This window comes from Hydrogenophaga atypica (assembly GCF_042665215.1).
GTDB classification, from domain to species: Bacteria; Pseudomonadota; Gammaproteobacteria; order Burkholderiales; family Burkholderiaceae_C; genus Hydrogenophaga; species Hydrogenophaga defluvii_A.
In genome coordinates this window covers 93,156-116,816 of the sequence record NZ_JBHTCA010000009.1, presented here as the reverse complement: position 1 = coordinate 116,816, position 23,661 = coordinate 93,156, and the positions used below count along the sequence as shown (strand labels likewise).

General features: G+C 64.7%; 21 protein-coding genes and 1 tRNA gene. 9 read left to right on the top strand and 13 right to left on the bottom strand.

The features are described from left to right. The coding region (locus ACFQPB_RS13670; RefSeq protein WP_382224210.1) for an aldehyde dehydrogenase family protein at window positions 1–170 on the top strand (170 nt) is incomplete at its 5' end. A gap of 32 nt (window positions 171–202) precedes the next feature. Here the strand turns inward: ACFQPB_RS13670 and ACFQPB_RS13665 are convergent. From ACFQPB_RS13665 to ACFQPB_RS13655, 3 genes are read right to left on the bottom strand one after another with little or no spacing between them, the layout of a single operon-like run. Beyond that, entirely contained in the window at window positions 203–3,505 is a 3,303-nt protein-coding gene (locus tag ACFQPB_RS13665) for an EAL domain-containing protein (RefSeq protein ID WP_382224204.1), read from the bottom strand. Between the two features lie 9 nt (window positions 3,506–3,514). After that, window positions 3,515–3,916: a response regulator gene (locus ACFQPB_RS13660; RefSeq protein ID WP_382224202.1), complete on the bottom strand. Its 402-nt coding sequence runs from the start codon at window positions 3,914–3,916 to the stop codon at window positions 3,515–3,517. Between the two features lies 1 nt (window position 3,917). Beyond that, window positions 3,918–5,405, bottom strand: a complete 1,488-nt coding sequence (locus ACFQPB_RS13655; RefSeq protein ID WP_382224200.1) for a PAS domain-containing sensor histidine kinase — start codon at window positions 5,403–5,405, stop codon at window positions 3,918–3,920. A 197-nt stretch (window positions 5,406–5,602) separates the two neighbouring features. Here ACFQPB_RS13655 and ACFQPB_RS13650 point away from each other — a divergent pair. The 3 genes from ACFQPB_RS13650 (at window position 5,603) to ACFQPB_RS13640 (ending at window position 6,911) form a co-directional block, all read left to right on the top strand. Continuing rightward, a tRNA-Gly gene (locus tag ACFQPB_RS13650) sits at window positions 5,603–5,675 on the top strand. A gap of 43 nt (window positions 5,676–5,718) precedes the next feature. Then, window positions 5,719–6,063, top strand: coding sequence for a hypothetical protein (locus ACFQPB_RS13645; protein WP_382224197.1), 345 nt, complete (start codon window positions 5,719–5,721; stop codon window positions 6,061–6,063). 83 nt (window positions 6,064–6,146) lie between these two features. Beyond that, window positions 6,147–6,911 (top strand): TerC family protein, encoded by a 765-nt coding sequence (locus tag ACFQPB_RS13640; RefSeq protein ID WP_382224194.1) that lies wholly within the window; start codon window positions 6,147–6,149, stop codon window positions 6,909–6,911. 12 nt (window positions 6,912–6,923) lie between these two features. Here the strand turns inward: ACFQPB_RS13640 and ACFQPB_RS13635 are convergent, their stop codons facing one another. From ACFQPB_RS13635 to ACFQPB_RS13600, 8 genes are all read right to left on the bottom strand, one after another. Then, window positions 6,924–7,370, bottom strand: a complete 447-nt coding sequence (locus ACFQPB_RS13635) for an OsmC family protein (protein WP_382204046.1) — start codon at window positions 7,368–7,370, stop codon at window positions 6,924–6,926. Next, window positions 7,367–9,430: a PAS domain-containing hybrid sensor histidine kinase/response regulator gene (locus ACFQPB_RS13630; RefSeq protein WP_382224191.1), complete on the bottom strand. Its 2,064-nt coding sequence runs from the start codon at window positions 9,428–9,430 to the stop codon at window positions 7,367–7,369. The genes ACFQPB_RS13635 and ACFQPB_RS13630 overlap by 4 nt, the downstream gene beginning before the upstream one ends. 46 nt (window positions 9,431–9,476) lie before the next feature. Then, complete coding sequence (locus ACFQPB_RS13625; RefSeq protein ID WP_382224188.1) at window positions 9,477–9,731, bottom strand: PsiF family protein; 255 nt, start codon at window positions 9,729–9,731, stop codon at window positions 9,477–9,479. Between the two features lie 20 nt (window positions 9,732–9,751). After that, complete coding sequence (locus ACFQPB_RS13620; protein WP_382224185.1) at window positions 9,752–11,995, bottom strand: EAL domain-containing response regulator; 2,244 nt, start codon at window positions 11,993–11,995, stop codon at window positions 9,752–9,754. Then, on the bottom strand, window positions 11,982–13,628 hold the full coding sequence (locus ACFQPB_RS13615; RefSeq protein ID WP_382224182.1) for an ATP-binding protein: 1,647 nt from the start codon (window positions 13,626–13,628) through the stop codon (window positions 11,982–11,984). The genes ACFQPB_RS13620 and ACFQPB_RS13615 overlap by 14 nt, the downstream gene beginning before the upstream one ends. A 199-nt stretch (window positions 13,629–13,827) precedes the next feature. Continuing rightward, window positions 13,828–14,445: a pyroglutamyl-peptidase I gene (gene pcp, locus ACFQPB_RS13610; protein WP_382224180.1), complete on the bottom strand. Its 618-nt coding sequence runs from the start codon at window positions 14,443–14,445 to the stop codon at window positions 13,828–13,830. Then, on the bottom strand, window positions 14,442–18,068 hold the full coding sequence (locus ACFQPB_RS13605; RefSeq protein ID WP_382224177.1) for a hydantoinase B/oxoprolinase family protein: 3,627 nt from the start codon (window positions 18,066–18,068) through the stop codon (window positions 14,442–14,444). The genes pcp and ACFQPB_RS13605 overlap by 4 nt, the downstream gene beginning before the upstream one ends. Beyond that, window positions 18,065–18,598 carry a winged helix DNA-binding protein gene (locus ACFQPB_RS13600; protein WP_382224174.1) on the bottom strand — a complete coding sequence of 178 codons (534 nt, stop codon included), beginning with the start codon at window positions 18,596–18,598 and terminating at the stop codon, window positions 18,065–18,067. Before ACFQPB_RS13600 ends, ACFQPB_RS13605 begins: the two co-directional genes overlap by 4 nt. Before the next feature lie 154 nt (window positions 18,599–18,752). Here ACFQPB_RS13600 and ACFQPB_RS13595 point away from each other — a divergent pair, with 154 nt between their 5' ends. The 5 genes from ACFQPB_RS13595 (at window position 18,753) to crcB (ending at window position 23,088) form a co-directional block, all read left to right on the top strand. Further along, window positions 18,753–19,727, top strand: coding sequence for a TRAP transporter substrate-binding protein (locus ACFQPB_RS13595; protein ID WP_382224171.1), 975 nt, complete (start codon window positions 18,753–18,755; stop codon window positions 19,725–19,727). Window positions 19,728–19,803: 76 nt separating this feature from the next. Next, complete coding sequence (locus tag ACFQPB_RS13590) at window positions 19,804–20,310, top strand: TRAP transporter small permease (protein ID WP_382204029.1); 507 nt, start codon at window positions 19,804–19,806, stop codon at window positions 20,308–20,310. Continuing rightward, window positions 20,303–21,598 carry a TRAP transporter large permease gene (locus ACFQPB_RS13585; protein WP_382224168.1) on the top strand — a complete coding sequence of 432 codons (1,296 nt, stop codon included), beginning with the start codon at window positions 20,303–20,305 and terminating at the stop codon, window positions 21,596–21,598. The genes ACFQPB_RS13590 and ACFQPB_RS13585 overlap by 8 nt, the downstream gene beginning before the upstream one ends. Before the next feature lie 66 nt (window positions 21,599–21,664). Next, window positions 21,665–22,681 carry a recombination-associated protein RdgC gene (locus ACFQPB_RS13580; RefSeq protein ID WP_382224165.1) on the top strand — a complete coding sequence of 339 codons (1,017 nt, stop codon included), beginning with the start codon at window positions 21,665–21,667 and terminating at the stop codon, window positions 22,679–22,681. A gap of 23 nt (window positions 22,682–22,704) precedes the next feature. Then, a complete protein-coding gene (gene crcB, locus ACFQPB_RS13575) occupies window positions 22,705–23,088 on the top strand; it encodes a fluoride efflux transporter CrcB (protein WP_382224163.1) in 384 nt (127 codons plus the stop codon). Here the strand turns inward: crcB and ACFQPB_RS13570 are convergent, their stop codons facing one another. Together ACFQPB_RS13570 and thiS are read right to left on the bottom strand one after the other, a co-directional pair. After that, the gene (locus ACFQPB_RS13570; RefSeq protein ID WP_382224160.1) at window positions 23,089–23,388 is read right to left on the bottom strand and encodes a hypothetical protein; all 300 of its coding nucleotides are present in this window, start codon (window positions 23,386–23,388) and stop codon (window positions 23,089–23,091) included. 11 nt (window positions 23,389–23,399) lie between these two features. Further along, a complete protein-coding gene (gene thiS / locus ACFQPB_RS13565) occupies window positions 23,400–23,654 on the bottom strand; it encodes a sulfur carrier protein ThiS (RefSeq protein WP_382204019.1) in 255 nt (84 codons plus the stop codon). Between the last annotated feature and the right edge of the window lie 7 nt (window positions 23,655–23,661).

Genomic DNA, 23,661 nt, shown 5'->3' with positions numbered 1-23,661 from the left:
CCGAGGCGCTGGAGTACGGCATGGTGGGCATCAACGTGGGCATCCTCGCCACCGAACACGTGCCCTTTGGTGGCGTCAAGCAGTCCGGCCTGGGCCGTGAGGGTTCGCACCACGGCATGGACGACTATGTCGAGATCAAGTACCTTTGTGTGGGCGACATCCTCAAATAAGGCCATCCGGCCGCTGAGCCCGCCACCCAGCCTTATGCCTGGCCCCGCAGCAGGCGCAGCACCTCATCGGCGCTGCGCCGGAACAGCACCGGCACGTCGCCCGCTGGTACCGGGCGGCTGGTGAGGTAGCCCTGCACCTGATCACAGTCCAGCTCAAACAAGCGTTGGGCCTGGGCAGGGGTCTCGACCCCTTCGGCCACACACGACATCTTCAGGGCCTTGGCGAGCGACACCATGGAGCTGACCAGGGTGTAGGACGCCGGGTCTGTCAGCATGGCGCGCACAAAACCCTGGTCGATCTTCAGTTCGGTCAGCGGCAGGCGGGCCAGGTAGCCCAGAGACGAGTAACCCGTGCCGAAGTCGTCCACGGCCAGCCCCACACCCATGTCGCGCACGCGGCGCAGCGTGTCGATGGTGCGCTCGACATCATCGACAAAACCGCTTTCGGTGATCTCGATGTCCAAGCCAGGATCGGCACCGCCAACGGCCAGCGCCTCTTGCACCACGTCCAGAAAACCTTTGTCCTGCAGTTGCTGCACCGCCACGTTCACCGAAACGCGAGGCGCCTCGCCCAGCGTGGCCAGCCAGGCCTGGCGGTCCGTCACCGCCTGCATCAGTATCCACTTGCCCGCCTCCACAATCAGGCCCGACTCCTCCATCAGCGGAATGAACGTGGCAGGCGGCACCAGACCGGCCGCGCTGCGCCAGCGGATCAGCGCCTCCACACTGCCCATGTGCCCTGACCTCAACAGGTACTTGGGCTGGTAGTGCAGCTCGAACTCACCCTTTTGCAAGGCCTGGCGCAGCCTGCGCTCGGTGTCGAACTTCTCGGCCACCACGGCCGACATCCTGGCGTCGTAAAAAACCACCCGCTCGGCAATGCCCTTGGCGCGTTTGAGCGCCGCTTCGGCGTGTCCGAACAGCGCATCGGCGGTCTCGCCGTCCCGTGGATAAATGGCCAACCCCACGCGCGCCCCCACCTGCAAGGTGTCGGCGCCCACGGCGAACTCACGGGCAAAGGCCCGCTCGTACAACATTTGCGACAGCCGCAGCAACTCGAAGTCGCCAGGGGCGCCAGGCAGCATGAGCGCAAACTGGTCAGCGCCCACGCGGGCCACGCGTGAGGCATCGCCCGTCACCTCCAGCACACGGCGGGCCACCTGCTCCAGCAGCTTGTCGCCCACGTGGCGGCCGAGGTTGTCGTTGATGGACTTGAAACCGTCGATGTCCAGAATGGCCAGCACCAGCGACTGGCCCACCGTGGCGGCCATGGCGATGGATTGGCTCAGGCGTTCGCCGAACAGGCTGGCATTGGCGCAGCCTGTGAGCTGGTCGTAGTAGGCCAGGCGCTGCATGTTCTCGGATTGCCGGATGTGCGCCATGGCAAATGAGATGTCGCCCGCAAGCTCGGACAACAGGCGGCACTCCTCGGCATCGAAAACGTTGATTTCTTCGGCGTGCAACGCCAGCCAGCCCACCGTGGTGTGCTGGTCTGTGAGCGGAAACACAGCCATGGCACGCAGGTGCCAGTATTGGCTGCGTGGCGCAAGGCCCATCCAGTTGTCGTTCTGGAGGTTGTTGATCACCACCGGCCGTTGGTGTTGCATCAGCTTGAGAAAACGCGCGTCGTCCCGCTGCAGGTAGGTGCTCAGACGCGGCGCGAAATGCGCAAAGTAGCCCTGGCTGCGTTCGCCTTCACACCAGGCGACCATGACCGGCAGTTGTGTCACCGGGTCCATGAGGCCCACCCACACGCGCAGGAACCGCCCGGTCTCGACGGCGATGCGGCACGCCTCCTGGTAGAGCTCGTTGGTGTCGGTCGCGCGCACGATCAGGCCGTTGATGGCGCTGAGCACCGAGGTCACGCGGTGCAAGCGTTGCGCACGCAACTCCGCTTCCTTGCGCTCGCTGATGTCCTCGTGGGCGATGACCACGCGCACCGCCTGGTCCAGCTCGAAACGCGTCACCCTGGCCACAAACCAGTGGCGCTCCTGGACGCGGTCCGTGATCTGGTACTCCAGCGAAAACACCGCCTGGCGCCCCGACAACACCTCACGCACACCGCTGCGCAAGGCCGCCATACTGTCAACCGCAGCGGTCGGTTGGCGGCGGCCGTTGGCAAAAAAGTCCACACCCTCTGCGGGCCGCCAGGTCGGATCGGGCAAGGTGTCGCGAAACACTTTCCAGGCCTGATTGACCGCCAGCACCTGACCACCCGCGTCCAACACACAGATTTGCTCCGCCAGCGCGTTGAGGGTGGAGCGGTTGAATCGCTCTGACAGGTTGAGCAAGTGCTCGGCCTGCTGGCGCACGGCCACCTCCTTCTGCAACCGCGTCAGCTGTTGCCGCAGGCGCTGATGCAGGTAGCTGTTTTCGTAGATGCGGCAGGCCTGCCGCAAGTGCACGGTCAGCGTGGTTTCGTCCTCGCTGCTGAACGCGTGGTCACCCACGCTGTCGATCAACATCAGCCAGCCCAGGTTGTGGTCCGGTGTGGTGAGCGGTGCCGCCAGCGCGTGGCGGGGCGCTTCGTGGTGGCCCCATGGCACCAGCGCCAGTTCGGTGGCGGCGCTCAGAGACGACCAGCGCACCACGTTGGCCACCAGTGGCGCCCCCTTCCCCCACGTCTGCGCCCGTGCCCATGCCAACCAGCGCGCGTTGTCGGCATCGGGCACGCCAGAGGTGTAGCAGGTGGGCGCCTCCTGCAGCTCACCCTGCCGCAGAAACAACACCGCCACACGGGCACCGAACAAGCTTCGCACCCCATGGCACAAGCGCTGCAACAGCGCCACGGGGTCGCGCTCGCCGGCCATTTCTGCGCACAGATCGGTGAGCGCCGCGAGGCGCCGGTTCGCGCCATGCAACTGCTGGGTGCTTTCAATCAGTTTGCTGGACAGCAGGCGCAGGTGTTCCGCATCGAACTCGGTGGAGGACAACACGTCCGAGCTGGGCTGATCCACCGCGGTGCCTGGACTTGCGAGGGCCGCCGTGACGATGTCGAGCACGATTTCGGGGTCGCAAGGTTTGGTGATGACGTTGACCACACCACAACTGCGCGCCAACACCCATGCCTCGTCTTCCAGAAAGGTGGCCGAATAGAACAGCACCGGCGTGGACCGGGCCTGGGGGTCCTGCCTCAGGCGTTTGACGAACTCAAAACCATCCATGGTGGGCATGAGGATGTCGCAGATGATCAGGTTGGGCTGGAAGCTGTGGACCAGCGCCAGCCCTTGTGCACCATCGGCCGCTTCTGCCGTTTCATGCTCCAGGTAATGCAGCAGGGGAATCAGCACGTCCCTGTTGGTCGCCACATCGTCGATGACAAGGACGCGGGCCATGAGCCGCTTTCAGTCCAGATCGCCGCAGGTGCCACCTGCCGCACTCCGACCCAGAAAATGCCGGAGTTCATCCAAAATGGTTTCGGGATCGATGGGCTTGGACATGTAGCCATCAAAACCCGCCCCGATGACCCGCTCGTGATCGCCTGGCATCGAGTAGGCGGTCAGCGCGACCACCAGCAAACCACGGGTGCGTGGGTTGCTGCGGATGTGCGAGAGCAGTTCATAGCCGTCCAGCACAGGCATCTGGATGTCGGTCAGCACCAGATCCGGCAAGGCGCGGGAGAGGTGCTCAAGCGCCTCCTGACCGTTGTTGGCCAACAGCGTCTGGTAGCCGCCGCTGTGCAGCAGATAACGCATCAGCTCCAGGCTGGCGGGGTTGTCTTCAACAAGCAGGACGCGGCACGCCATGTCAACCCCCCAGGCGCAACGTGAAACAGCTGCCCTGCCCCAGCACACTGTCCACCGTGATGGTGCCCCCCAGGGCATGGGCCAGCCGCTGGCTCAGGTGCAAGCCCAGACCTGTGCCTTCGATGCCCGCAATGGCCGCCGTTTTGCCCCGGTTGAAAGCATCGAACAGTCTGTCCAGCGCCTCGGGCGGGATGCCGATGCCCGTGTCCGTGATCTTGATCTCCACCACCGGCAACGCGCCAGGTCCGGGCTGCGCACTCAGCGCCACCAACACCCCACCCCGGTCGGTGAACTTGATGCCGTTGGCCACCAGATTGATGACGATCTGTGTGACCAGTCGGCGGTCGGTCGGCAACACCACGGGGCCAGGCGCTGCCTCGAAGCACAAGTCCAGGCCTTTGGCCTGCGCCTGCGACGATAAGGTCGACAGCACGCCCTCCACCAGTTCACGCAGGTCCACCGTCTCGATGGCCGGCACATGCTGGCCGGCTTCGACCTTGGCCACATCCAGCAGGTCGTTGATCAGCGCGAGCAGGTGTTTGGCGCTGCTTTTTACCGTGCCCAACTGCTTGGCCTGTTCGTCGTTTAGCGGGCCGGGCAGTCGCATCAGCAAGGTGCCAGTGAAACCGATGATGGCGTTCAGCGGGGTGCGCAACTCGTGGCTCATGCTGGCCAGAAAGCGGTCCTTGGCCTCGTTGGCACGGGCCAACTCCAGGTTCTTTTCCTGCAAGGTGCGCTCGATGTGCTTGCGTTCGCTGACATCGCGGACCGCGCTCATGACAAAACTGCCGTCGTCGGTGCGCAGCGGGCTCAGGCTGATCTCGATCGGGAACTCGCTGCCGTCGCGGCGACGACCCCAGAGGTCCAGCCCCGAACCCATGGCCCGTTTGCGCGGCTGCAGAAAGTAGCGCGAGCGGTGCCCCACGTGGGCTTTGCGAAAACGCTCGGGCAGGAGCTGATCGACCACCACACCCCGCAGCTGCCCAGGGCCATAGCCAAACAGGTTTTCAGCCTGGCTGTTCGCAATCACGATGTGGCCGGTGGCGTTGGCCATCACGATGCCGTCGGGCGTGGACTCCAACAGATCGCGGAACCGAGCTTCCATGAGCTTGGCGTCACGCTGGACCTTGATCGCCGTCACATCCTTCTCGGCCATCACCAGCACCGGCAACCGATCAGCCCCAGGCCGCACACACCGGCATGACACATCCACGAACAGCAACGAGCCGTCGGCACGCCGCCGCACCGCCTCAAACTCGACGTGCTCGGAACCAACCAGCTGGCGCCAGCGGTGCTCAAACTCGTCCACCTGATCGGGCGGCACCAAATGCTCGGCATACCGCTGCCCCAGTATCTGGCTGGCCGGGTAGCCGAAGATGCGCTCGCCCGCAGGGCTCCATGCGAGCACCAAGCCGTCCATCGACAGCACACAAGCCGCGTCGGGGTTTTCCTGAAACAGGATGTGGTTGAGATCCACAGACTCGGGCATTGACATCACATCTGCATGACGCGCCAACCGGCTCGCCACGGTGCGTGGTTTGAAGTGCCGGGCTGGCACCCCTTGATGTGCACTGTTATCAATTTGTCAAACTATGTCAAGCTGCAGCAGTGGCACGGCGGCGTGGCGGCCAGCTGTTTCGGGGTGCATCTGGCCCAGGGAATTCATCAAGTAAACTACGCGCCTTCGCGGGTGTCGTTCAATGGTAGGACTCTTGCTTCCCAAGCAAATAACGTGGGTTCGATTCCCATCACCGCTCCAGATCACCCCATCTGGCGCATCACAAACCTACAATCTTGTCACCATGCGCCGCTGGCTGACCGCGCTCATCGCCCTGCACTTCTTCGTTTGTGTGGGCTTTTTCGTGAACGCCCATGCCAGCACCCTGCCAGGTCCCGGGTTAGAGCAGGCGTCCCAGCAGCTCTCTGAGTGGTTGAGCCCACCCAGGGGCGACGACCTCCAGGGCCACACGCCCGATCAGGGCCTGAGTGATCCCCCGACCGAATCGCCTGAGTGGCTGCTGGTGGCCGATGCCACCCTGCCAGCCTCGCCGGCCTTGGCCACGCCCAGGGCCCCATTGCGCCCACTCGTCGAGCCGCCCGCGCTTGAGGGGCCACAACGCCCGCCGCCCGCCGTCGCTCGCGTTTGACAACGGCCAGCCCGTTCAGGGCCGCGCCGATGCCGGTGGCGTTCCGCTGCCGATCACCTTTGTTTTTTCGGGCCACTTTACCTATGGACTTCCTGCTGGATCCCAACATCTGGATTGCATTTGCCATGCTCACCGCACTTGAAATTGTGCTGGGCATCGACAACATCATCTTCATCTCCATCCTGGTGGGCCGTTTGCCACCCCACCTCAGAGACAAAGCCCGCCGCCTGGGTCTGGGATTTGCCATGCTGTCGCGCTTGGCGCTCCTGTTCACCCTCAGCTGGATCATGGGGCTGACCGCCGATCTGTTCTCGGTCATGGGCATGGGCATCAGCGGGCGCGATCTGGTGTTGCTGTTCGGTGGCCTGTTCCTGCTCTACAAAGCCTCGCACGAAATTTTTGTCGAGGTCGAGGCGCGTGAACAGGATGTGCCGCCACAAACCGATCCGGCCGCGATGAAGGCCGCCGGAACCAAGCTGTTCTGGGCCATCATCGGTCAGATCGCCATCATCGACATCGTGTTCTCACTCGACTCGGTCATCACAGCCGTCGGCATGGTGGACAACCTGTCCGTGATGGTGGCGGCGGTGGTGGTGTCGGTCGGTGTGATGCTGCTTGCCGCCAAACCGATCGGTGAATTTGTTGAGAGCCACCCCTCCGTCAAGGTGCTGGCGCTGGCCTTCCTGGTGATGGTGGGCATGGCGCTGACCGCCGAAGCCTTCGACCAGGAAGTGCCCAAAGGCTACATCTACGCGGCCATGGCCTTTTCGCTGGCCGTGGAGGCGTTGAACCTGCGTGCCCGCGCCAAGCGGCGGGCGCTTGAGGCCAACAACGCGGCAGGCCACTGACCCACACCGGCCTCACTTGAGAGGCTGGCCGTTGCTGTCAAACACCCGCAGCGCGATGGGCACGGCGGCACCCACGGTTTGGGTGACGGTGCAGTACTGCTCGAACGTGTCCAACACGCGCTGCAGGTGATCGAGCTGCGCGGCCGGCACGCCCAGGTGCATGTCGGCCGCCATGCTCAGCACACGCAGCCGCCCTTCGGCGTTGCGCCCGACTTCGGCCAACACCTGGGTGCGTATGGGCTCGGGCGCCTGCTTGAACTTGCGCAGCGCAAACAGCAATGAGTCGGACAGGCAGTTGCCCACCGAGGCCGCCAGCAGTTGCACCGGCGATGGCCCGGCAGAGGCGCCCAGCGGTGGCGGCTCATCGCCCACCAACGCGGGCACAGGCGCGCCAAACTCGATCAGAAAGCGGTAGTCCTGTTGTTGGGTCAGTGAAACGGAGACGGTGGTTTGGCTCATGGCGAAGGCCTGGTGGGCGCCCAGAGCGCGAGCTTGTCGCTCAGCTCATCCGGGCGCATGGGTTTGGAGAGGTAGTCGTTCATGCCAGCGGCCAGGCAATCGTCGCGATCCCCTTGCATGGCGTTGGCGGTCATGGCAATGATGGGCACGGCCGGCCAACCCTTGAGCGCCTCGAGTGTGCGGATGTGGCGGGTGGCTTCGATGCCGTCCATCACAGGCATCTGCATGTCCATCAGCAGCAGGTCAAAGGGCTGGCCTGCACCCACGGCGTCAAGCGCTTCCTGGCCGTTGTGGGCCAGCGTCACCTGATGCCCCCAGCGTTGCAGCAAGTGCTTGGCCAGCTTTTGATTGACCGGGTGGTCTTCCACCAGCAAGACCCGCAGGCTGGCGGCGATGTGTGGCGCATCCACCGCCTGCGGCCCTTTGACCGGCGCCGCCGTGGCCTCGGCATCGCTCAGGCCCATGGGCAACAGCACGTCAAAGGTCGTGCCCTGCCCCGTCTGGCTCTGCACCCGCAACTGGCCGCCCATCAGGGTCACCAGCCGCTGGGTGATGGTCAGGCCCAGCCCGGTGCCACCGTATTGGCGGGTGGTGGAGGTGTCGGCCTGCGAAAACGCATCAAAAATGCTCTCCAGCTTGTCGGGTGCGATGCCTATGCCCGTGTCGCGCACGGTGAACCGGAGCAAGATGCCCGTCGCCATCGCTGGCCCCCAACCGATGTCGAGCACCACCTCACCACGGGCGGTGAACTTGATCGCGTTGCCGATCAGGTTGACCAGCACCTGGCGCAGCCGGGTCGGGTCACCCACCACCTGGCGTGGCAGCGCCTGGTCCACGCGGCAGGTCAGCACCAAGCCTTTTTCCTGCGCCCGCATGCGCAGCGCATGCAAGCCCAACTCAACACTGGCGCGCAGATCAAATGGCACCTGTTCCAGCGCCAGTTTGCCGGCTTCGATTTTCGAAAAGTCGAGGATGTCGTTGATGATGTCGAGCAGCGATTCGGCCGACTGCTTGACGATGAGCATGTGTTCGCGCCGCTCGTTGTCGCTGGGCGCCTCCAGCGCCAGTTGGCTCATCCCAATGATGCCGTTCATGGGCGTGCGGATCTCGTGGCTCATGTTGGCCAGAAAGGCGCCTTTGGCCAGGCTGGTGGCTTCGGCAGCGTCGCGGGCGATGCGCAATTCGCGCTGAGCCTCGCGCCGTTCCATGGCCTGGCCAATCTGCATCGCAATGCTGTCCAGCAGGGTTTGCTCCTCCGGCAGAAAAGGCTTGTCCACGCCCTCGACAGGCTGACGAAACACCTCGACTTCGACCTGCCGATGCGCACTGGACAGCTGCGCCACCTGGCGCCATGGGCTCTCGAAAAAATGGGGCGACGTGCACACCAGATCGCCCCAGCGCACCCGCGCACAGGTGGACGCCGGCACCAGCCAACCGGGCGGAATCAGGCCCACCACCGCCGACAAAGCCTGTGCATCGCTCAGCGCGTCGTCCTGCAGGGCCTGGGTCACGGCGTTGAGGCAGGTCCACTCCTTGACCCGCTCACCCAAATCCACGACCGTTTGTTGCAGCGAGCGTTGTGCCTGCTTCAGCGGCGTGATGTCGGTGCGAACCGAAAAGTACTGGTAGGGCCGGCCGGATTCGTCGAGAAACGGCACGATGGTGGCGTTGACCCAGTACAGGCTGCCATTCTTGTGGCGGTTGCACACCTCACCCTTCCACACCTGCCCCGATGAGATGGTGCGCCACATGTCGCGAAACAGCTCGGGTGGGTGCACACCCGAATTGACGATGCGGTGGCTGGCGCCGAGCAATTCCTCGCGGGAATAGCCACAGATGTCCACAAAGCGGTCGTTGGCGTAGACGATGTCGCCGGCTCGGTTGCTGGCGGAGGCAATGGTGTGTTGGTCGATCGCAAAGATCTGCTGCTCCTGCAGCCGCAGGATGGTTTGCAAACGCAGGTTCTCGGCCTCGACAGACTGCAGGCGCTGACGGCTTGCCTGCAGGGCGTGCGACTGCTCATCAAGCAAACGTCGCAGTTTGTCCAGCTCTTCCGTCATTGGCAGCGAGACTACACACAAGCCCCTCGGCCCGCATTGACCTTCGTCAGCCCACGGCGTCCTTCACACACTTTTTCTCAAAGCTGTTCTTGGCGGCGCCATGCAGGTTCTTCTCTTTCGAAGCCGCCTGGCAGCTGGCCGTGGCGTCTTTTTCGCACTTCTTGAGAAAGGAGGTTTTGGCTGCGCCGGCCAGCTTCTTCTCGGCAGCGGCGGCATTGCAGGAGGGGCCTTCCGCCTGTGCGTGGGTGGACACGGCGGCAGAGACGGTGAGGGCGATCAGGCAGGCAAGGTGTTTGAACATGGGCGTGTCCCAAAAAGATCTCAAACTCCCTGTCCTTGAATTGTGGCGCAATAACGTTGCGAAAATTCGGTCAGCGGCAAGGCCTTGCTGTACAGCCAGCCCTGCCCCAGGTGGCAGCCAATGTCGCGCAGGTGGTTCAACTGCGCTTCGGTCTCCACACCCTCGGCCAGCACTTCGACGCCAAAATCACGGCCCAGCTCAACAATCATGGCCGCCAGTTTGCGCGCGCGCTCGTCGTGCTCCAGCCCGCTGACCAGGCTCTGGTCAATTTTCAGTTCCTGAAAGCGCAGTTCGAACAAGCGCCCCAGGCTGGAGTGCCCGGTCCCAAAATCGTCGATGGCAAGCTCGAAACCGTGGCCGATCAAAGCCTCCAGCGAGTCTTGCACCTGGCTGTGTTCGAGTGTGAACGCGGTTTCGGTGATCTCCAGGCGCAGGCGCCGAAACGGCACGTCGTGGGTTTCACACAAAGCCACCAACCAGTCGGCAAAGCTGCTTTCCTCCAACTGGCGCATGCTGACGTTGACCGAGATGCGCAGTGAGGATTGCGGCCAGCTCGCCAGCGTTTGAACCGCCTGCGCCGTCACGCGCTCGCCCAGGTCGCGGATGGCGCCGGTCTGTTCCGCCATGGGAATGAATTCAGCGGGCATCACCAGACTGCCGTCGCGCCGGCGCCAGCGCACCAGGGCTTCGGCCCCGATCGCCTGTCCATCGCTCAGGCGCACCTGGGGTTGCAACCACATTTCGATCCGGTTTTCCGCCAGTGCGTCCTGCAGATCGCTCAGCAAACGCACCCGGCTGCGGACTTCGTTGCCCAACGCCTCCGTCCAGCGCCCGCTGCGCAACTGGCGCCCACCGGGCAGACGCGACACCACCAGGCCCGCCTCATCGATGGCCTGTGTCACCGAATCGCCACCGACAGACCAACCCACCCCCATGGGCAGCTGCAACTCCAGGCCAGCCACCGCCACGGGTCGTGCCAGCACGGCCAGCACCCGTTCGCGGGCCATGCCCAGGTCGCCCGGGGGCAAGGCCAATGCGATGCGGTCCCCGTTGACCCGCGCCACGCGGGCCTCGTGGCCCAGTTCTCGGGCCAAGCGGTGCCCGACCTCGGCGATCAATTGCGAGGTGACGGCTTCGCCCAGCGTGCCGCGGATGTCCTCCAGTTCATCGATCTGCACCTGGGCAAACAAGCCCCCCAGCGGCTGCAGGCCACGGCGGAAACCGGCCCGGTTGGGCAACCCGGTTTCCACGTCGTGGTGGGCGAGGTGTTCCATGTCCTGAAACACCTGCACGTTGTCCAGGCCCAGGGAGATGTTGTAGGCGAACACTTCGAGCATGTGGCGGGCCACATCGTCCAGTGGCCCCTGGGCGGTGAGCAGCACCACCAGGTCATCGCCGCTGACGGAATGGATGCGCACCGCCTCGAAGCCGGCGACGGTGGTGACCGAACGGCCGAAATCCAGGCCCAGACACTGCTTCAAAGGGGCCGGCAAGCGGTCCAGCGTTTGCCCGACCAGATCGCGGTACACACCTGCAGCCGCCACCACATGGCCGTCGCGCTGACCGGTGTCGCGCCCGCGCAGCACCACCGCGCCCTGGGGCAGGCATTCGCTGATGTCGCAGATCTGGGTCAACACACCTTCGGCAAAACTCTGCATGGAGTGCCGCTGCGTGACCAGCGTACCCGAGGCGGCCACCACCTTTTCCAGCCCACGCTGGTGCGCCTGCAGCTTGACCAGTTGGTGGTAACCGCGCACCGCCACCGTCAGCGAGGTGACCAGCCGCACCTGGCTGAGCTCGCCCTTGGTCTTGTAGTCGTTGATGTCGTAGCGGCGGATGATGTCCAGCTCCGGCGCATAGCCGGGCTGGCCGGTGCGCAGAATGATGCGCAGCGCCTCACGTCCCGGCATGGCGCGTATGCGTTCGACAACCTTCAGACCGGCGTCTTCAGACTCCATCACCACGTCGAGCAGCACCACGGCGATGTTGGGCTCGTGCGCCACGGTCTCCAGCGCCTGGCGTGCAGAGCGCGCCTGAAGCAGCTCCAGTGGGCGGTCGTCGATGTCCACGTCGCGCAAGCTGAAGGCGGTGGCGCGAAACACATCCTCCTCGTCGTCCACCACCAGCACACGCCAGGGGGTTCGACCCGCGCTGAGGCTTTTGACCGTGACGGTCTCGTCCTCGAACAGCAAGATGTCGTCGCCATCCGCCTGGGCTTCGTGGCTCGGATCGGCGCCCTCAGGGCCAACGTCAATGGACGGCATAAATCACGGCCTCCTGTGAATCATGGGTGTGGTCGCGCTGGGGCGCGCTGGGCGGCAGCTGGATGTCGATGGTGGTGCCGGCGCCCGGTTCGCTGCGCACCTGGAGCCGACCGCCCAGCAGACCGACCACGATGTTGCGCACAATGGCCATGCCCAGCCCGCTGCCACCGTGGCCCAGACGTGTGGTGAAGAAGGGTTCGAAAACGCGGCTCAACACCTCCTCGCTCATGCCGCGGCCGTTGTCGCTGACGCGCAGCCCGATCAGCCCCGGCGCGGCCTCGAAACACGCCAGCGAGATGCACCGCCCATGGGCTGGGTCGGGTTCCTCGTCCGCAAACGCGTGGACCGCGGCGTTGTTGATCAGGTTGGTGACCACCTGCCCCAACGCGCCGGGATAGCTGTCGAGTGCAATGCCGACCGGCACCTGCAGCTCCACGGCGATGCCTTTGCCGCGCAAACTGGGCCGCAGCGAGGCCAAGACCTCGTCCAGCGTGCGGGCCAGATCGAAACGCCGGCGCTGCGAGCCGGCGCGGTCCACCGACACCTGCTTGAAGCTGCTCACCAGGCCGGCCGCCCGGGCCAGGTTCTGCGTGAGCAAGTCGCTGGCTTGCTGCACATCGGCAAGAAAGCCCTCCAGCGTGGAGCGCTTGATGCCCCCCTCGGCCAAGGCCGAGGCAAACCGTTTGCGCTTTGCCTCCAGGCTGCTGGCCACTTCCACCGACACCCCCAGCGGTGTGTTGAGTTCGTGCGCCACGCCCGCCACCAGGCTGCCCAGCGACGCCAATTTTTCGGCCTCCACCAGCTCGGTCTGCGTGTCGCGCAGGCGCTGGCTGGCGGCCTGCTCTTCCTCCAGCAGTTGCTGACGCTGGCCCAGAAACTGGCGCACGCGGTGCATCTGGTCCAGCAGTTCGGAGAACTCGGCGCTCAAGGGAAAGCGGGGTTGTTGCACCGCCACGTCGCCCTCGGCCAGCCGCTGCAGAGAACGTGCCACCCATTCCACTGGCGCAATCACCCGCTGGGAAATGAGCTTCAAGGCCAACATCGCCAGCAACAACATCAGCACCAGGGCCAGCGCGGCCAGCACAATGGCCCAGTGGGTCACCGTGCGGGCGCGGTTGAGGCTCTCCAGTGCCACGTCCACCTGCAGTTCGTACAAAGCCGTGAAACGTTCATTGAAAATGCGCAGCGCGTGGACATAGTGGGCACCGTCCTGGCCGGTGCCCAAGCTGCGGTCCAGGCCCACCTCCAGCAGGCGCACGCGCAGGTCGTCCAGCGAAGCCCGCGCCTGCGCCGCCAACAAGGCCTCTTTCGGCGTGAGGTAGGTCAGCATGTAGGCGCTCCACAGGGCTTCGATCTGTGCCCAATCGTCCGTCGGGGACGGGCTCGCTTTGGCGTCGTATTCACCGCTGTGGTAACGCCCGGGAATGCGCACGTTGATGGTGTCGGCGATCAGCGTGAGGCTGCGCAACGGCACCACCCGGTCGTCGTAGACCGTGTTGAGCATGGCGATCTGAAACTGCCCGAACACCACCCACGCGGCAAACGCGATGACGGCCATGCCACCCAGCAGTGCGAATATCCAGCGAAGCGTGCGCTGCACCGACTGGTCCAGCCGGCGCTGAATGGCCACCATGTTGACGTCCTCCCAAACGGGTACCCGGCACGCCGCGCACTGCCGGTGTCACCCGGTGCGTCGTCAGCTCCCTGTGAACCGCAGCGAGGCGGTTCATTGCCAACAAATGTTAACAGGAGCCAGGGGACTTGGCCTCACCGTGGCCACCCGCAAGGGGATCGCAACCCCCGGGAGTAGAACCACCACACGAGGCGACCGATCACTCGATGGCGCCGCCCGTGGTGCGGATATCGTCGCCCGCCGCCAGCGCGGCGCGCAGCGCCAGCCTCACCGCATCCACCTGCGTGGTCAAGGGCGTGTGGCTGAGCGCCGGAACATGCACAAAGCCGCAGCGCGGCGGCCTGGCCTGGGTGCTGGCCCAGTGCATCAAGCCATAAAACACATGGTTGCAGACGTAGGTGCCAGCGGTCTGGGACACCTCGGCACCCAAACCGGCAGCCTGAAGCTCGGACACCATGCGTTTGATGGGCAGGGTGCTGAACAGGCCCGCTGGTCCACCGGGCACCACCGGGCTGTCCACGGGTTGTTGCCCGGCGTTGTCGGGGATGCGGGCATCGTCGACGTTGATCGCAATTCGCTCGACAGAGAACACGGGCCTGCTGGCCGCCAGCCCCAGGCACAACACCACCGACCAGTCACGCAAGCGCAACTGCGCGCGCAGCAAGTCCAGCGACGCACCAAAGACGCACGGCAACACGACACCGGTCACGTCATGGCCACCCACACGTTGCCCGTTCAACGCCGTCACCACCTCCGCAGATGGGTTGACGAGGTCACCCCCGAAGGGCTCGAAGCCCGTGAGCAACACGCCTGTCATTGCGGCAGCCCGAAGCCACCGCCGCCGGGGGTGTGGATCTCAAAGATGTCGCCTTCGGCCATCTCGGCCGAGCCGATGTGGGCCAAGTCCTCCACCCGACCATCAGCACGCACGACGCGGTTGATGCCGGGCGAACCGGGTTGCCCGCCGGCCTGGCCGAAGGCCGGGTGCACACGGCCGTTGGACAGGATGCTGGCGGTCATGGGCTCCAGAAAGCGCACGCGGCGCACGCCGCCGTCGCCGCCCTTCCAGCGCCCGGCACCACCCGAACCGGCGCGCACGGCGTAGCTCTCCAGCCGCACCGGGAAGCGGAATTCCAGCACCTCGGGATCGGTCAGGCGCGAGTTGGTCATGTGGGTCTGCACAACACTGGTGCCGTCAAAGCCCCCGACGACACGGCCCGCGTCGTCGAACACGCCACCCGCACCGCTGCCGCCCGAAATGGTTTCGTAGTACTGGTGCCGCGCGTTGCCGAAGGTGAAGTTGTTCATGGTCGGCTGGCCGCCGGCCATCACACCTAACGCGCCAAAGAGGGCGTTGGTGATGCAGGTGGAGGTTTCAACGTTGCCCGCCACCACCGAGGCCGGCGGGTTGGGGTTGAGCATGGAGCCTGGCGGGATGATGACCTTCAGCGGCTTCAGGCACCCGGCATTGAGCGGGATGTCGTCGTCCACCAGCGTGCGGAACACGTACAGCACGGCCGCCATGCACACCGCCGTGGGGGCGTTGAAGTTGTTGGTCTGCTGCGCGCTGGTGCCACTGAAGTCAATCTCTGCGCTGCGCTCGGCCACGTTCACACGCACCGCCACGCTGATCTGCGCGCCGTTGTCCAGCGGCAAGGTGAACTGGCCGTTTTTAAGCCGTGTGATGACGCGGCGCACCGACTCCTCGGCGTTGTCCTGCACGTGGCCCATGTAGGCCAGCACCACATCCAGCCCAAACTGCGCCACCATCTTGCGCAGCTCCTGCACGCCCTTTTCGTTGGCGGCGATCTGCGCCTTGAGGTCGGCCATGTTCTGCTGTGGGTTGCGGCTGGGGTAGGCCCCACTTTGCAGCAAGGCGATCATTTCGGCCTCGCGCAAATGCCCCTGGTCCACCAGCTTGACGTTGTTGATCTGCACGCCCTCTTCTTCGATGCGGGTGGAGAACGGCGGCATGGAGCCCGGCGTGCTGCCACCGATGTCGGCGTGGTGGCCACGCGACCCGACATAGAACGTGGGCTGTGGTTCGTCGGCAATGTAGACCGGCGTGATCACCGTCACATCGGGCAGGTGGGTGCCGCCGTGGTAGGGGTCGTTGAGTACATACACATCGCCTGGTTTCATGCGCCCGGCGTTCTCACGTATCACGGTCTTGATGCTCTCGCCCATGGAGCCCAGGTGCACCGGCATGTGCGGCGCGTTGGCGATCAGGTGGCCTTCGCTGTCGAACAGCGCGCAGCTGAAGTCCAAGCGCTCCTTGATGTTGACCGAGTACGCCGTGTTCTGCAGTTGCAGGCCCATCTGCTCGGCGATGTTCATGAAGAGGTTGTTGAACACCTCCAGCAGCACCGGGTCGGCGGTGGTGCCCACGGCGTAGGTCTGGGCGCGGGCCACGCGGCGCTCCAGCAGCAGGTGGTCGCGTTCGGTCAGGCGTGCCACCCAGCCAGGCTCCACCACCGTGGTGGCGTTTTTCTCGGCAATGATGGCCGGGCCGGCAATTTCGTCGCCGGGGCGCAGGTCTTCGCGCACCACCAGGGCGGCGTCGAACCAGGCGCCTTCGCTGTAGAGACGCACGGTGTCGCGCTTTGGAAATGCGCGTTGCGACTGCAGCGCCAACATGGGTTCGGCCGGCGCGTCGCCCGCCAACACGGCCTCCACCGAAACGGCCTCCACCACCAGCGGCTTGCCGGTCATGAGGAAGGCAAAACGCTGGCGGTAGGCGGCCTCAAACGCGCGCTGCATCGCGGCCACGTCGTCGGCAAATGCCACCACCAGCGCCGAATCGCTGCCCGCGTAGCGCACGTGCACGCGGCGGTGCACCGCGATGGCACCATCGCCAATGGCCTGTTGCTTCAGTTCGGTGCGCGCCTCGGTGGCCAGGGCCTCCAGCTGCGCGGCAATGCCCTGAAGTGCCTCGGGCGACAACGGCGCCTCCACCGCCTGTTCGCGCATCACGGTCTGATCGGCCAGGCCCATGCCGTAGGCACTGAGCACGCCGGCCAGCGGGTGCACCAGCACACGTGTCATACCCAGGGCGTCGGCCACCAGGCAGGCGTGTTGCCCACCGGCGCCGCCAAAACACTGCAAGGTGTAGCGCGTCACATCGTAGCCACGCGCCACCGAAATCTTTTTGATGGCGTTGGCCATCTGCTGCACAGCGATGCGGATGAAGCCGTCGGCCACGTCCTCAGGCGTGCGGCCGGTCTGCGCGGCCAGTTCGGCAAACCTGGCGCGCACCACGTCGGCGTCCAGCGCCTCGGTTGCGGTGGGGCCAAACACCTTGGGAAACCAGGCGGGTTGCACCTTGCCCACCATCACGTTGGCATCGGTCACGGCCAGCGGGCCGCCGCGCCGGTAGCTGGCTGGGCCGGGGTTGGCGCCCGCACTTTCGGGGCCTACACGAAAACGCGAACCGTCAAACGCCAGGATGGAGCCACCGCCTGCGGCGACGGTGTGGATGCTCATCATGGGCGCGCGCATGCGCACACCGGCCACCTGGGTTTCAAACTCGCGCTCAAAGCTGCCCGCGTAGTGGCTCACGTCGGTGCTGGTGCCGCCCATGTCAAAACCGATGACCTTGGGTTGACCCGCAATCTCCGCTGTCCGGGCCATGCCCACAATGCCACCGGCCGGGCCACTGAGAATGGCGTCTTTGCCCTGGAAGCGGTGGGCATCGGTCAAGCCGCCGGAGGACTGCATGAAGTAGAGCGGCACCCCCGGCATTTCGCTGGCCACCTGCTCCACATAGCGACGCAGGATGGGCGAGAGGTAGGCATCCACCACGGTGGTGTCGCCCCGGCTCACGAACTTCATCAGCGGGCTGGTGCCGTGCGAGGTGCTGACCTGGGTGAAGCCGATCTCGCGCGCCAGTTCGGCGGCGTGCGCCTCGTGGGTGGTGTAGCGGTAGCCGTGCATGAAAACGATGGCCACGCTGCGCAGGCCAGCGTCAAAGGCGGCCCACAGGCGCTCGCGCAGGTGGGCTTCGTCCAGCGGCTCGATCAATTCGCCTTGGGCGCCCACGCGCTCCTGGGCCTCGATCACGCGGCTGTAGAGCAGCTCAGGCAACACGATGTGGCGATCGAACAGGCGCGGGCGATTCTGGTAAGCGATGCGCAGCGCATCGCGAAAGCCGCGCGTGGTGATCAGCAAGGTGGGTTCGCCCTTGCGTTCCAGCAGCGCGTTGGTGGCCACGGTGGTGCCCATCTTCACGCACTCGACCTGGGCGGGGGTGACGGGTTCGCCGGGTTGCAGGCCCAGTAGGTGGCGGATGCCGGCCACCGCCGCGTCGCGGTACTGCTCGGGGTTTTCGCTCAGCAGCTTGTGTGTCAGCAATGACCCATCGGGCCGCTTGGCCACGATGTCGGTGAAGGTGCCGCCGCGGTCGATCCAGAACTGCCAACGGGATTCAGGGGTGTTGCTCATAGAGATGCGGCAGACCTTGCGGCCTGGTCGTAAATGCCGGAAAGAACCCGCAGCAGCCGCGCGAGTTCGCCAATGTCGTGGTTGAGCGCGTCGTCGGCGCGCAGGGCGTTGATGAGGCAGTCTTCGCGGATCTCGCGGTAGCGTTCGACGAAGGCCCGGCCCGGCTCGGTGGGACCGTAGGTCACTTCCTTGCCGTTTTTGCTCGACACCACCACACCCAGGCCCTGCAGCTTCTTGAGCGAGTAGTTGATGAGGTGGGTGTCTTCCACGTTCATGATGAAACACAGGTCGGCCAGGCGCTTGTCGCGCGCACGGTGCGTCACGTGGTGCAGCACCAGCACGTCCAACGGGGTGAGATCGCGCAGGCCGGCCGCACTCATGCAGTGCACGATCCAGCGGTGGAAGGCGTTGCCGGCCACGATAAGGCCGAACTCGAACTCGCTCATTTCCGCGCTGCGCGGCGACACCAGGTGCGCCGACGAGACGATGGGCACGGAATCTGCTCGTGTCGATTTGCGGGTTGAGGCCATGCCGGCGAGTCTAGTTATTTCACCAACAAATTGCCAACATTTTGTTGACATCAAGGGAAAATACGGAGCACACTGGCCCGCCACGCGGCTACATTCTGTGACGTCGGTGATGCCACCGAACACACACTTCACCCCATCCTTTTCTGGAGCCCTCATGAAGCGTCGCCTGTTCTCTGCCACCCTGCTTGCCTCGGCCATGGCTCTGGGCACTGCCGCCCAGGCACAAACCAAGTGGGACCTGCCTGCCGCCTACCCGGCCACCAACTTCCACAGCCAGAACCTGGTCGAATTCGCCAACGACGTGGACAAGGCCACGGGCGGCAAACTCAAGATCACGGTGCACTCCAACGCAGCCCTGTTCAAGGCGCCCGAAATCAAACGTGCGGTGCAGGGCGGGCAGGCGCAGATCGGCGAAATCCTGCTGGTGAACTACCAAAACGAATGGCAGATGTTCGGCGCCGATGGCCTACCCTTCCTGGCCGACAGCTACGACACCTCGATGAAGCTGTACCAGGCACAAAAGCCGTTGCTGGAGAAGAAGCTGGCCGAACAGGGCATGTCGTTGCTGTACGCGGTGGCCTGGCCGCCACAAGGCATTTACGTCAAGAAGCCCATCGCGTCGGCGGCCGACCTCAAGGGTGTGAAGTGGCGCGCGTACAGCCCGGCCACGGCCCGCATTGCCGAACTGGTGGGCGCACAACCCGTCACCGTGCAGGCGGCCGAACTGTCGCAGGCCATGGCCACGGGCGTGGTGGAGAGCTACATGTCCTCGGGCTCCACCGGCTTTGACACCAAGACCTACGAGCACATCAAGAACTACTACGACACCCAGGCCTGGTTGCCCAAGAACGCGGTCATCGTCAACAAAAAGGCGTTTGACGCGCTCGACAAACCCACACAAGACGCCGTGCTCAAGGCCGCCGCCGATGCCGAAGTGCGCGGTTGGAACGCGTCGAAAAAGGTCAACGTGGAGTCGCTGGACAAGCTCAAGGCCAATGGCATGACCATCCACACACCGTCGGCGCAGCTCAAGGCCGACATGCAAAAGGTGGGCGAAACCATGCTCAAGGAATGGCTGGACAAAGCCGGCCCCGAAGGCCAGGCGCTGATGGGCGCGTACCGCAAGTAAGCGGCGCGCCAACACGGCCACGGCACACAGCAGCCCGGGTACACCCCCGGGCTGTTTTTTTGCAAGGATGACCCGGATGAGAAAACTGCTTGACGCTTTGTACGATGGCGCCGCCTGGCTGGCCGCGCTGTTCATGATCGGTGTGCTGTTGATGGTGCTGCTGTCCATCGTCAGCCGCCTGTTGCACTTTCACGTGCCCGGCACCGATGCCTATGCCGGCTACGCCATGGCGGGCGCGGGTTTTCTGGCCCTGGCGCACACGCTCAAACGCAACGAGCACATCCGCGTCACGCTCATTCTGGGCAAGTTGCGGGGCAAGGCCAAACGCGCCCTGGAGCTGTGGTCGCTGAGCGCGGCCGTGCTGCTGGCCGGGTTGTTCGCCTTTTATTCGGTGCGTCTGGCTTGGCAATCGCACCAATTCCACGACATCTCCACCAGCAACGACGCCACGCCGCTGTGGATTCCCCAAATCATGATGGCCGTTGGCACGGCCGTGCTGTTCATCGCCTTCATCGACGAATGGGTGCTGGAACTGCGCGGACAGCGCCACAACAACGAAGGCCAGGAGACCCACCATGAATGACATGGCCATCACCGCGCTGTTGATCGTCACCCTGTTTGCCCTGCTCGGCAGCGGCGTGTGGATTGGCCTCACCTTGGCAGGCGTGGCGTGGATCGGCATGGAGCTGTTCTCCAGCCGGCCGGCCGGCGACGCCATGGCTGTCACCATCTGGGGCAGCGCCAGCAGCTGGACGCTGACCGCGCTGCCGCTGTTTGTGTGGATGGGTGAAATTCTGTTCCGCACCAAGCTGTCGGAGAGCATGTTCCGGGGCCTGGCGCCGTGGGTGAACGCCCTGCCTGGCCGGCTGCTGCACACCAACATCATTGGCAGCACCATCTTCGCGGCGGTGTCTGGCTCATCGGCCGCCACCTGCGCCACCATCGGCAAGATGACCGTGCCCGAACTCACCCGGCGCGGCTACCCGGCCGAAAAAATTGTCGGTTCGTTGGGCGGCGCCAGCACCCTGGGCCTGCTGATCCCGCCGTCCATCATCATGATCGTCTACGGTGTGGCGGCCGAGGTGTCGATTGCCAAACTGTTTGTGGGCGGCGTGTTGCCGGGGCTGATGCTGGCCGCGCTGTTCAGCGGACACCTGATGGTCTGGGCGCTGCTCAACCCCAACAAAGTGCCCAAGGCCGATGCCAGCATGACGCTGGCGCAGAAGCTGGCCGAATCGCGCCACCTGATCCCGGTGGTGTTGCTGATCGCTGGCGTGATTGGCTCCATTTACACCGGCATTGCCACGGCCACCGAAGCCGCCGCCATCGGCGTGGTGGGTGCACTCATCCTGTCGGCCGCGCAAGGCTCGCTCAACTGGGGCTCCTTCAAGGAATCGTTGCTGGGCGCCACACGGCTGTACTGCATGATTGCGCTGATCCTGGCGGGCGCGGCTTTTCTCACGCTGTCCATGGGCTACATCGGCCTGCCACGCCACCTGGCCGAGTTCGTCACCGGCCTGAACCTCTCGCCCGGCGTGTTGCTGATCGCGCTGGCGCTGTTCTACATCCTGCTGGGTTGTTTCCTCGATGGCATTTCCATGATCGTGTTGACCATGGGGGTGATCCTCCCCACGGTCACGGCCGCCGGCATTGACCTGATCTGGTTCGGCATCTTCATCGTCATCGTGGTGGAAATGGCGCAGATCACACCGCCTGTGGGCTTCAACCTGTTTGTGCTGCAAGGCATGACAAAACGCGACATCGCCTGGATCGCCAAGGTGTGCATGCCCTACTTCTTCATCATGGTGCTGGCGCTGTTGCTGCTGTGGTGGTTTCCGGGCATCGTCACCTGGATGCCCTCGAGAATGTGATCTCGCCGGGCTAAGATAAGCGCCCCGCCTACCCCGGCGGGGCATTTTTTTGTTGCAAGGATTCGTGTGTTCAAGAACGTGATGGTGTACCGCCTGGGCGCAGAGTCGCTGCCCACGCTGGACGAGATGGAAGACGCGCTGGCGCAGGCACGTTTTGTCGAATGTGGCGCCTCGCAGGAAATGTCCATGGGCTGGGCCGTGCCGCGGGGCAAAGAACACGGCGCCCTGGTCGAATCCATCGCCGGCCAGCGCATCCTCAAATTCACGGTCGAAACCAAATCGGTGCCATCCACCGTGGTGCGGCGCAAGGCGGACGAGGAAATCGCCCGCATTGAGGCCACCACCGGACGCAAACCGGGCAAAAAAGAGACCCGCGATCTGCGCGAAGACGCCAAACGCGCCCTGCTGCCACAGGCGTTCAGCAAAGTGTCCAGCGTGTGGGTGTGGCTGGACGCGGAGCAGGATTTGCTGATCCTCGACGCCGGCAGCCAGTCGCGTGCGGATGCGGTGATCACCGCCTTGGTGGAGGCGGTGCCCGGTGTGGCCCCCCGCCTCTACAACACCCAGCGCACACCCCAAAGTGCCATGGCCCAGTGGCTGGCCGAGGGGGAAGCCGATGGCGCTTTCCAGATCGAACAGGAATGCGAACTCAAGTCCAGCGGTGAAGACCGCGCGGTGGTCAAGTACACCCGCCACACGCTGGACATCGACGAAGTCAAACAGCACATCGCACAGGGCAAGCTGCCCACCAAGCTGGCGCTCAACTGGCAAGGGCGTGTGGCCTTCACGCTGACGGAGTCGATGACGCTCAAAAAAGTGGGCCTGCTGGAAACCGTGTTCGAAGGCACGTCCAAAGAAAAGGAAGACAACTTCGACGCCGACGTGGCCATCAGCACCGGCGAACTCGGGCAGCTCATCCCCGAACTGGTGGAGGTGTTGGGCGGCGAGTTGCTGGAATTTGGCGCCACACCTGCCGGTGTTGCCAGCGCTGGCGGCGCTGCCGGCACCGTCACCACAGGCCGCGCGCACCAGGCCACGGCGGCCGACCTGGCCACGGCCGACGACGGCAGCGCCCCGTTCTGAACGCTTGACACCCCGCCAGCCACATGAACCACGCACTGGCCATTTGTTTTGGGGCGTGTGTGGGTGCGCTGGCGCGCTGGCAGCTGGGCCTGTGGCTCAACCCCGGCGCAGCCCTGCCCTGGGGCACCCTCGCCGCCAACTGGATCGGCGCCTACGCCGTTGGCCTGGCCGTGGTGTTCTTCCAGGCCCACGCCGGCATGGACCCGGCCTGGCGCCTGCTCATTGTCACCGGCCTGCTGGGCGCGCTGACCACCTTCTCCACCTTTTCAGCCGAGGCCATAGTGTTGTTGCAGCAAGGGCGTGTGGCCACCGCGTTGCTGCACACAGGCCTGCACCTGTTCGGCTCGCTGCTGCTGGCGTGGCTGGGGGTGCTTACGGGGCAGGCTTGGTGGGGCAAGCTCGGTTGATCATCCTCCGCCCCGCTGCATGTACAAGTCAAAGCGCTTCATGAACGCCTGCCGGGCTGCTTCGTCCACGCCCTGAAAGTCGAACACCACATGCAGGCGCGGCATCCGCATGAGCGCGATGACACGCGGCGCACCCTCGCGCCAACTGATGCTCAGCGATCCGTTGGCCACCGTGGCCAACACCACGGCACCCTCCTGTTGCCACGGCACATCGCCCATGGCGGCCGGCAGGGCGCGCAGCCATTCGACTTCGGTGCAACCCATGTCGCGCTCCATGTGCGCTGGGTAGTGTGCAAACATGCGAGCCTGTTTCAGCCGCCGGCAATGGGTGGCCAGATGGCCAGCACATCACCGTCGTTCAGCGTTGTCGAGCCGCGCACCTCGGGCGCCACGTAGCGGCCGTTGACCAACACCAGGTGCACCAGCTTGGGTGGCAGGCCAAAGGGCTCGATGATGCGGGCGATGCTGTCGGTGGGCGCCACCTCCAGATCGAGCTGGTTGGCCCGCCGCGCTTCGGGCGGGAGGTAGTCGGTGAGGGTCGCAAACAGTTTGAAGGTGATCTTCATACCCACC

Bases quoted from the DNA above. Each gene is read 5' to 3' on its own strand.
- ACFQPB_RS13665 (WP_382224204.1), bottom strand. From the start codon at position 3,505: ATGGCCCGCGTCCTTGTCATCGACGATGTGGCGACCAACAGGGACGTG.
- ACFQPB_RS13660 (WP_382224202.1), bottom strand. From the start codon at position 3,916: ATGGCGTGCCGCGTCCTGCTTGTTGAAGACAACCCCGCCAGCCTGGAG.
- ACFQPB_RS13655 (WP_382224200.1), bottom strand. From the start codon at position 5,405: ATGCCCGAGTCTGTGGATCTCAACCACATCCTGTTTCAGGAAAACCCC.
- ACFQPB_RS13645 (WP_382224197.1), top strand. From the start codon at position 5,719: ATGCGCCGCTGGCTGACCGCGCTCATCGCCCTGCACTTCTTCGTTTGT.
- ACFQPB_RS13640 (WP_382224194.1), top strand. From the start codon at position 6,147: ATGGACTTCCTGCTGGATCCCAACATCTGGATTGCATTTGCCATGCTC.
- ACFQPB_RS13635 (WP_382204046.1), bottom strand. From the start codon at position 7,370: ATGAGCCAAACCACCGTCTCCGTTTCACTGACCCAACAACAGGACTAC.
- ACFQPB_RS13630 (WP_382224191.1), bottom strand. From the start codon at position 9,430: ATGACGGAAGAGCTGGACAAACTGCGACGTTTGCTTGATGAGCAGTCG.
- ACFQPB_RS13625 (WP_382224188.1), bottom strand. From the start codon at position 9,731: ATGTTCAAACACCTTGCCTGCCTGATCGCCCTCACCGTCTCTGCCGCC.
- ACFQPB_RS13620 (WP_382224185.1), bottom strand. From the start codon at position 11,995: ATGCCGTCCATTGACGTTGGCCCTGAGGGCGCCGATCCGAGCCACGAA.
- ACFQPB_RS13615 (WP_382224182.1), bottom strand. From the start codon at position 13,628: ATGGTGGCCATTCAGCGCCGGCTGGACCAGTCGGTGCAGCGCACGCTT.
- pcp (WP_382224180.1), bottom strand. From the start codon at position 14,445: ATGACAGGCGTGTTGCTCACGGGCTTCGAGCCCTTCGGGGGTGACCTC.
- ACFQPB_RS13605 (WP_382224177.1), bottom strand. From the start codon at position 18,068: ATGAGCAACACCCCTGAATCCCGTTGGCAGTTCTGGATCGACCGCGGC.
- ACFQPB_RS13600 (WP_382224174.1), bottom strand. From the start codon at position 18,598: ATGGCCTCAACCCGCAAATCGACACGAGCAGATTCCGTGCCCATCGTC.
- ACFQPB_RS13595 (WP_382224171.1), top strand. From the start codon at position 18,753: ATGAAGCGTCGCCTGTTCTCTGCCACCCTGCTTGCCTCGGCCATGGCT.
- ACFQPB_RS13590 (WP_382204029.1), top strand. From the start codon at position 19,804: ATGAGAAAACTGCTTGACGCTTTGTACGATGGCGCCGCCTGGCTGGCC.
- ACFQPB_RS13585 (WP_382224168.1), top strand. From the start codon at position 20,303: ATGAATGACATGGCCATCACCGCGCTGTTGATCGTCACCCTGTTTGCC.
- crcB (WP_382224163.1), top strand. From the start codon at position 22,705: ATGAACCACGCACTGGCCATTTGTTTTGGGGCGTGTGTGGGTGCGCTG.
- ACFQPB_RS13570 (WP_382224160.1), bottom strand. From the start codon at position 23,388: ATGTTTGCACACTACCCAGCGCACATGGAGCGCGACATGGGTTGCACC.
- thiS (WP_382204019.1), bottom strand. From the start codon at position 23,654: ATGAAGATCACCTTCAAACTGTTTGCGACCCTCACCGACTACCTCCCG.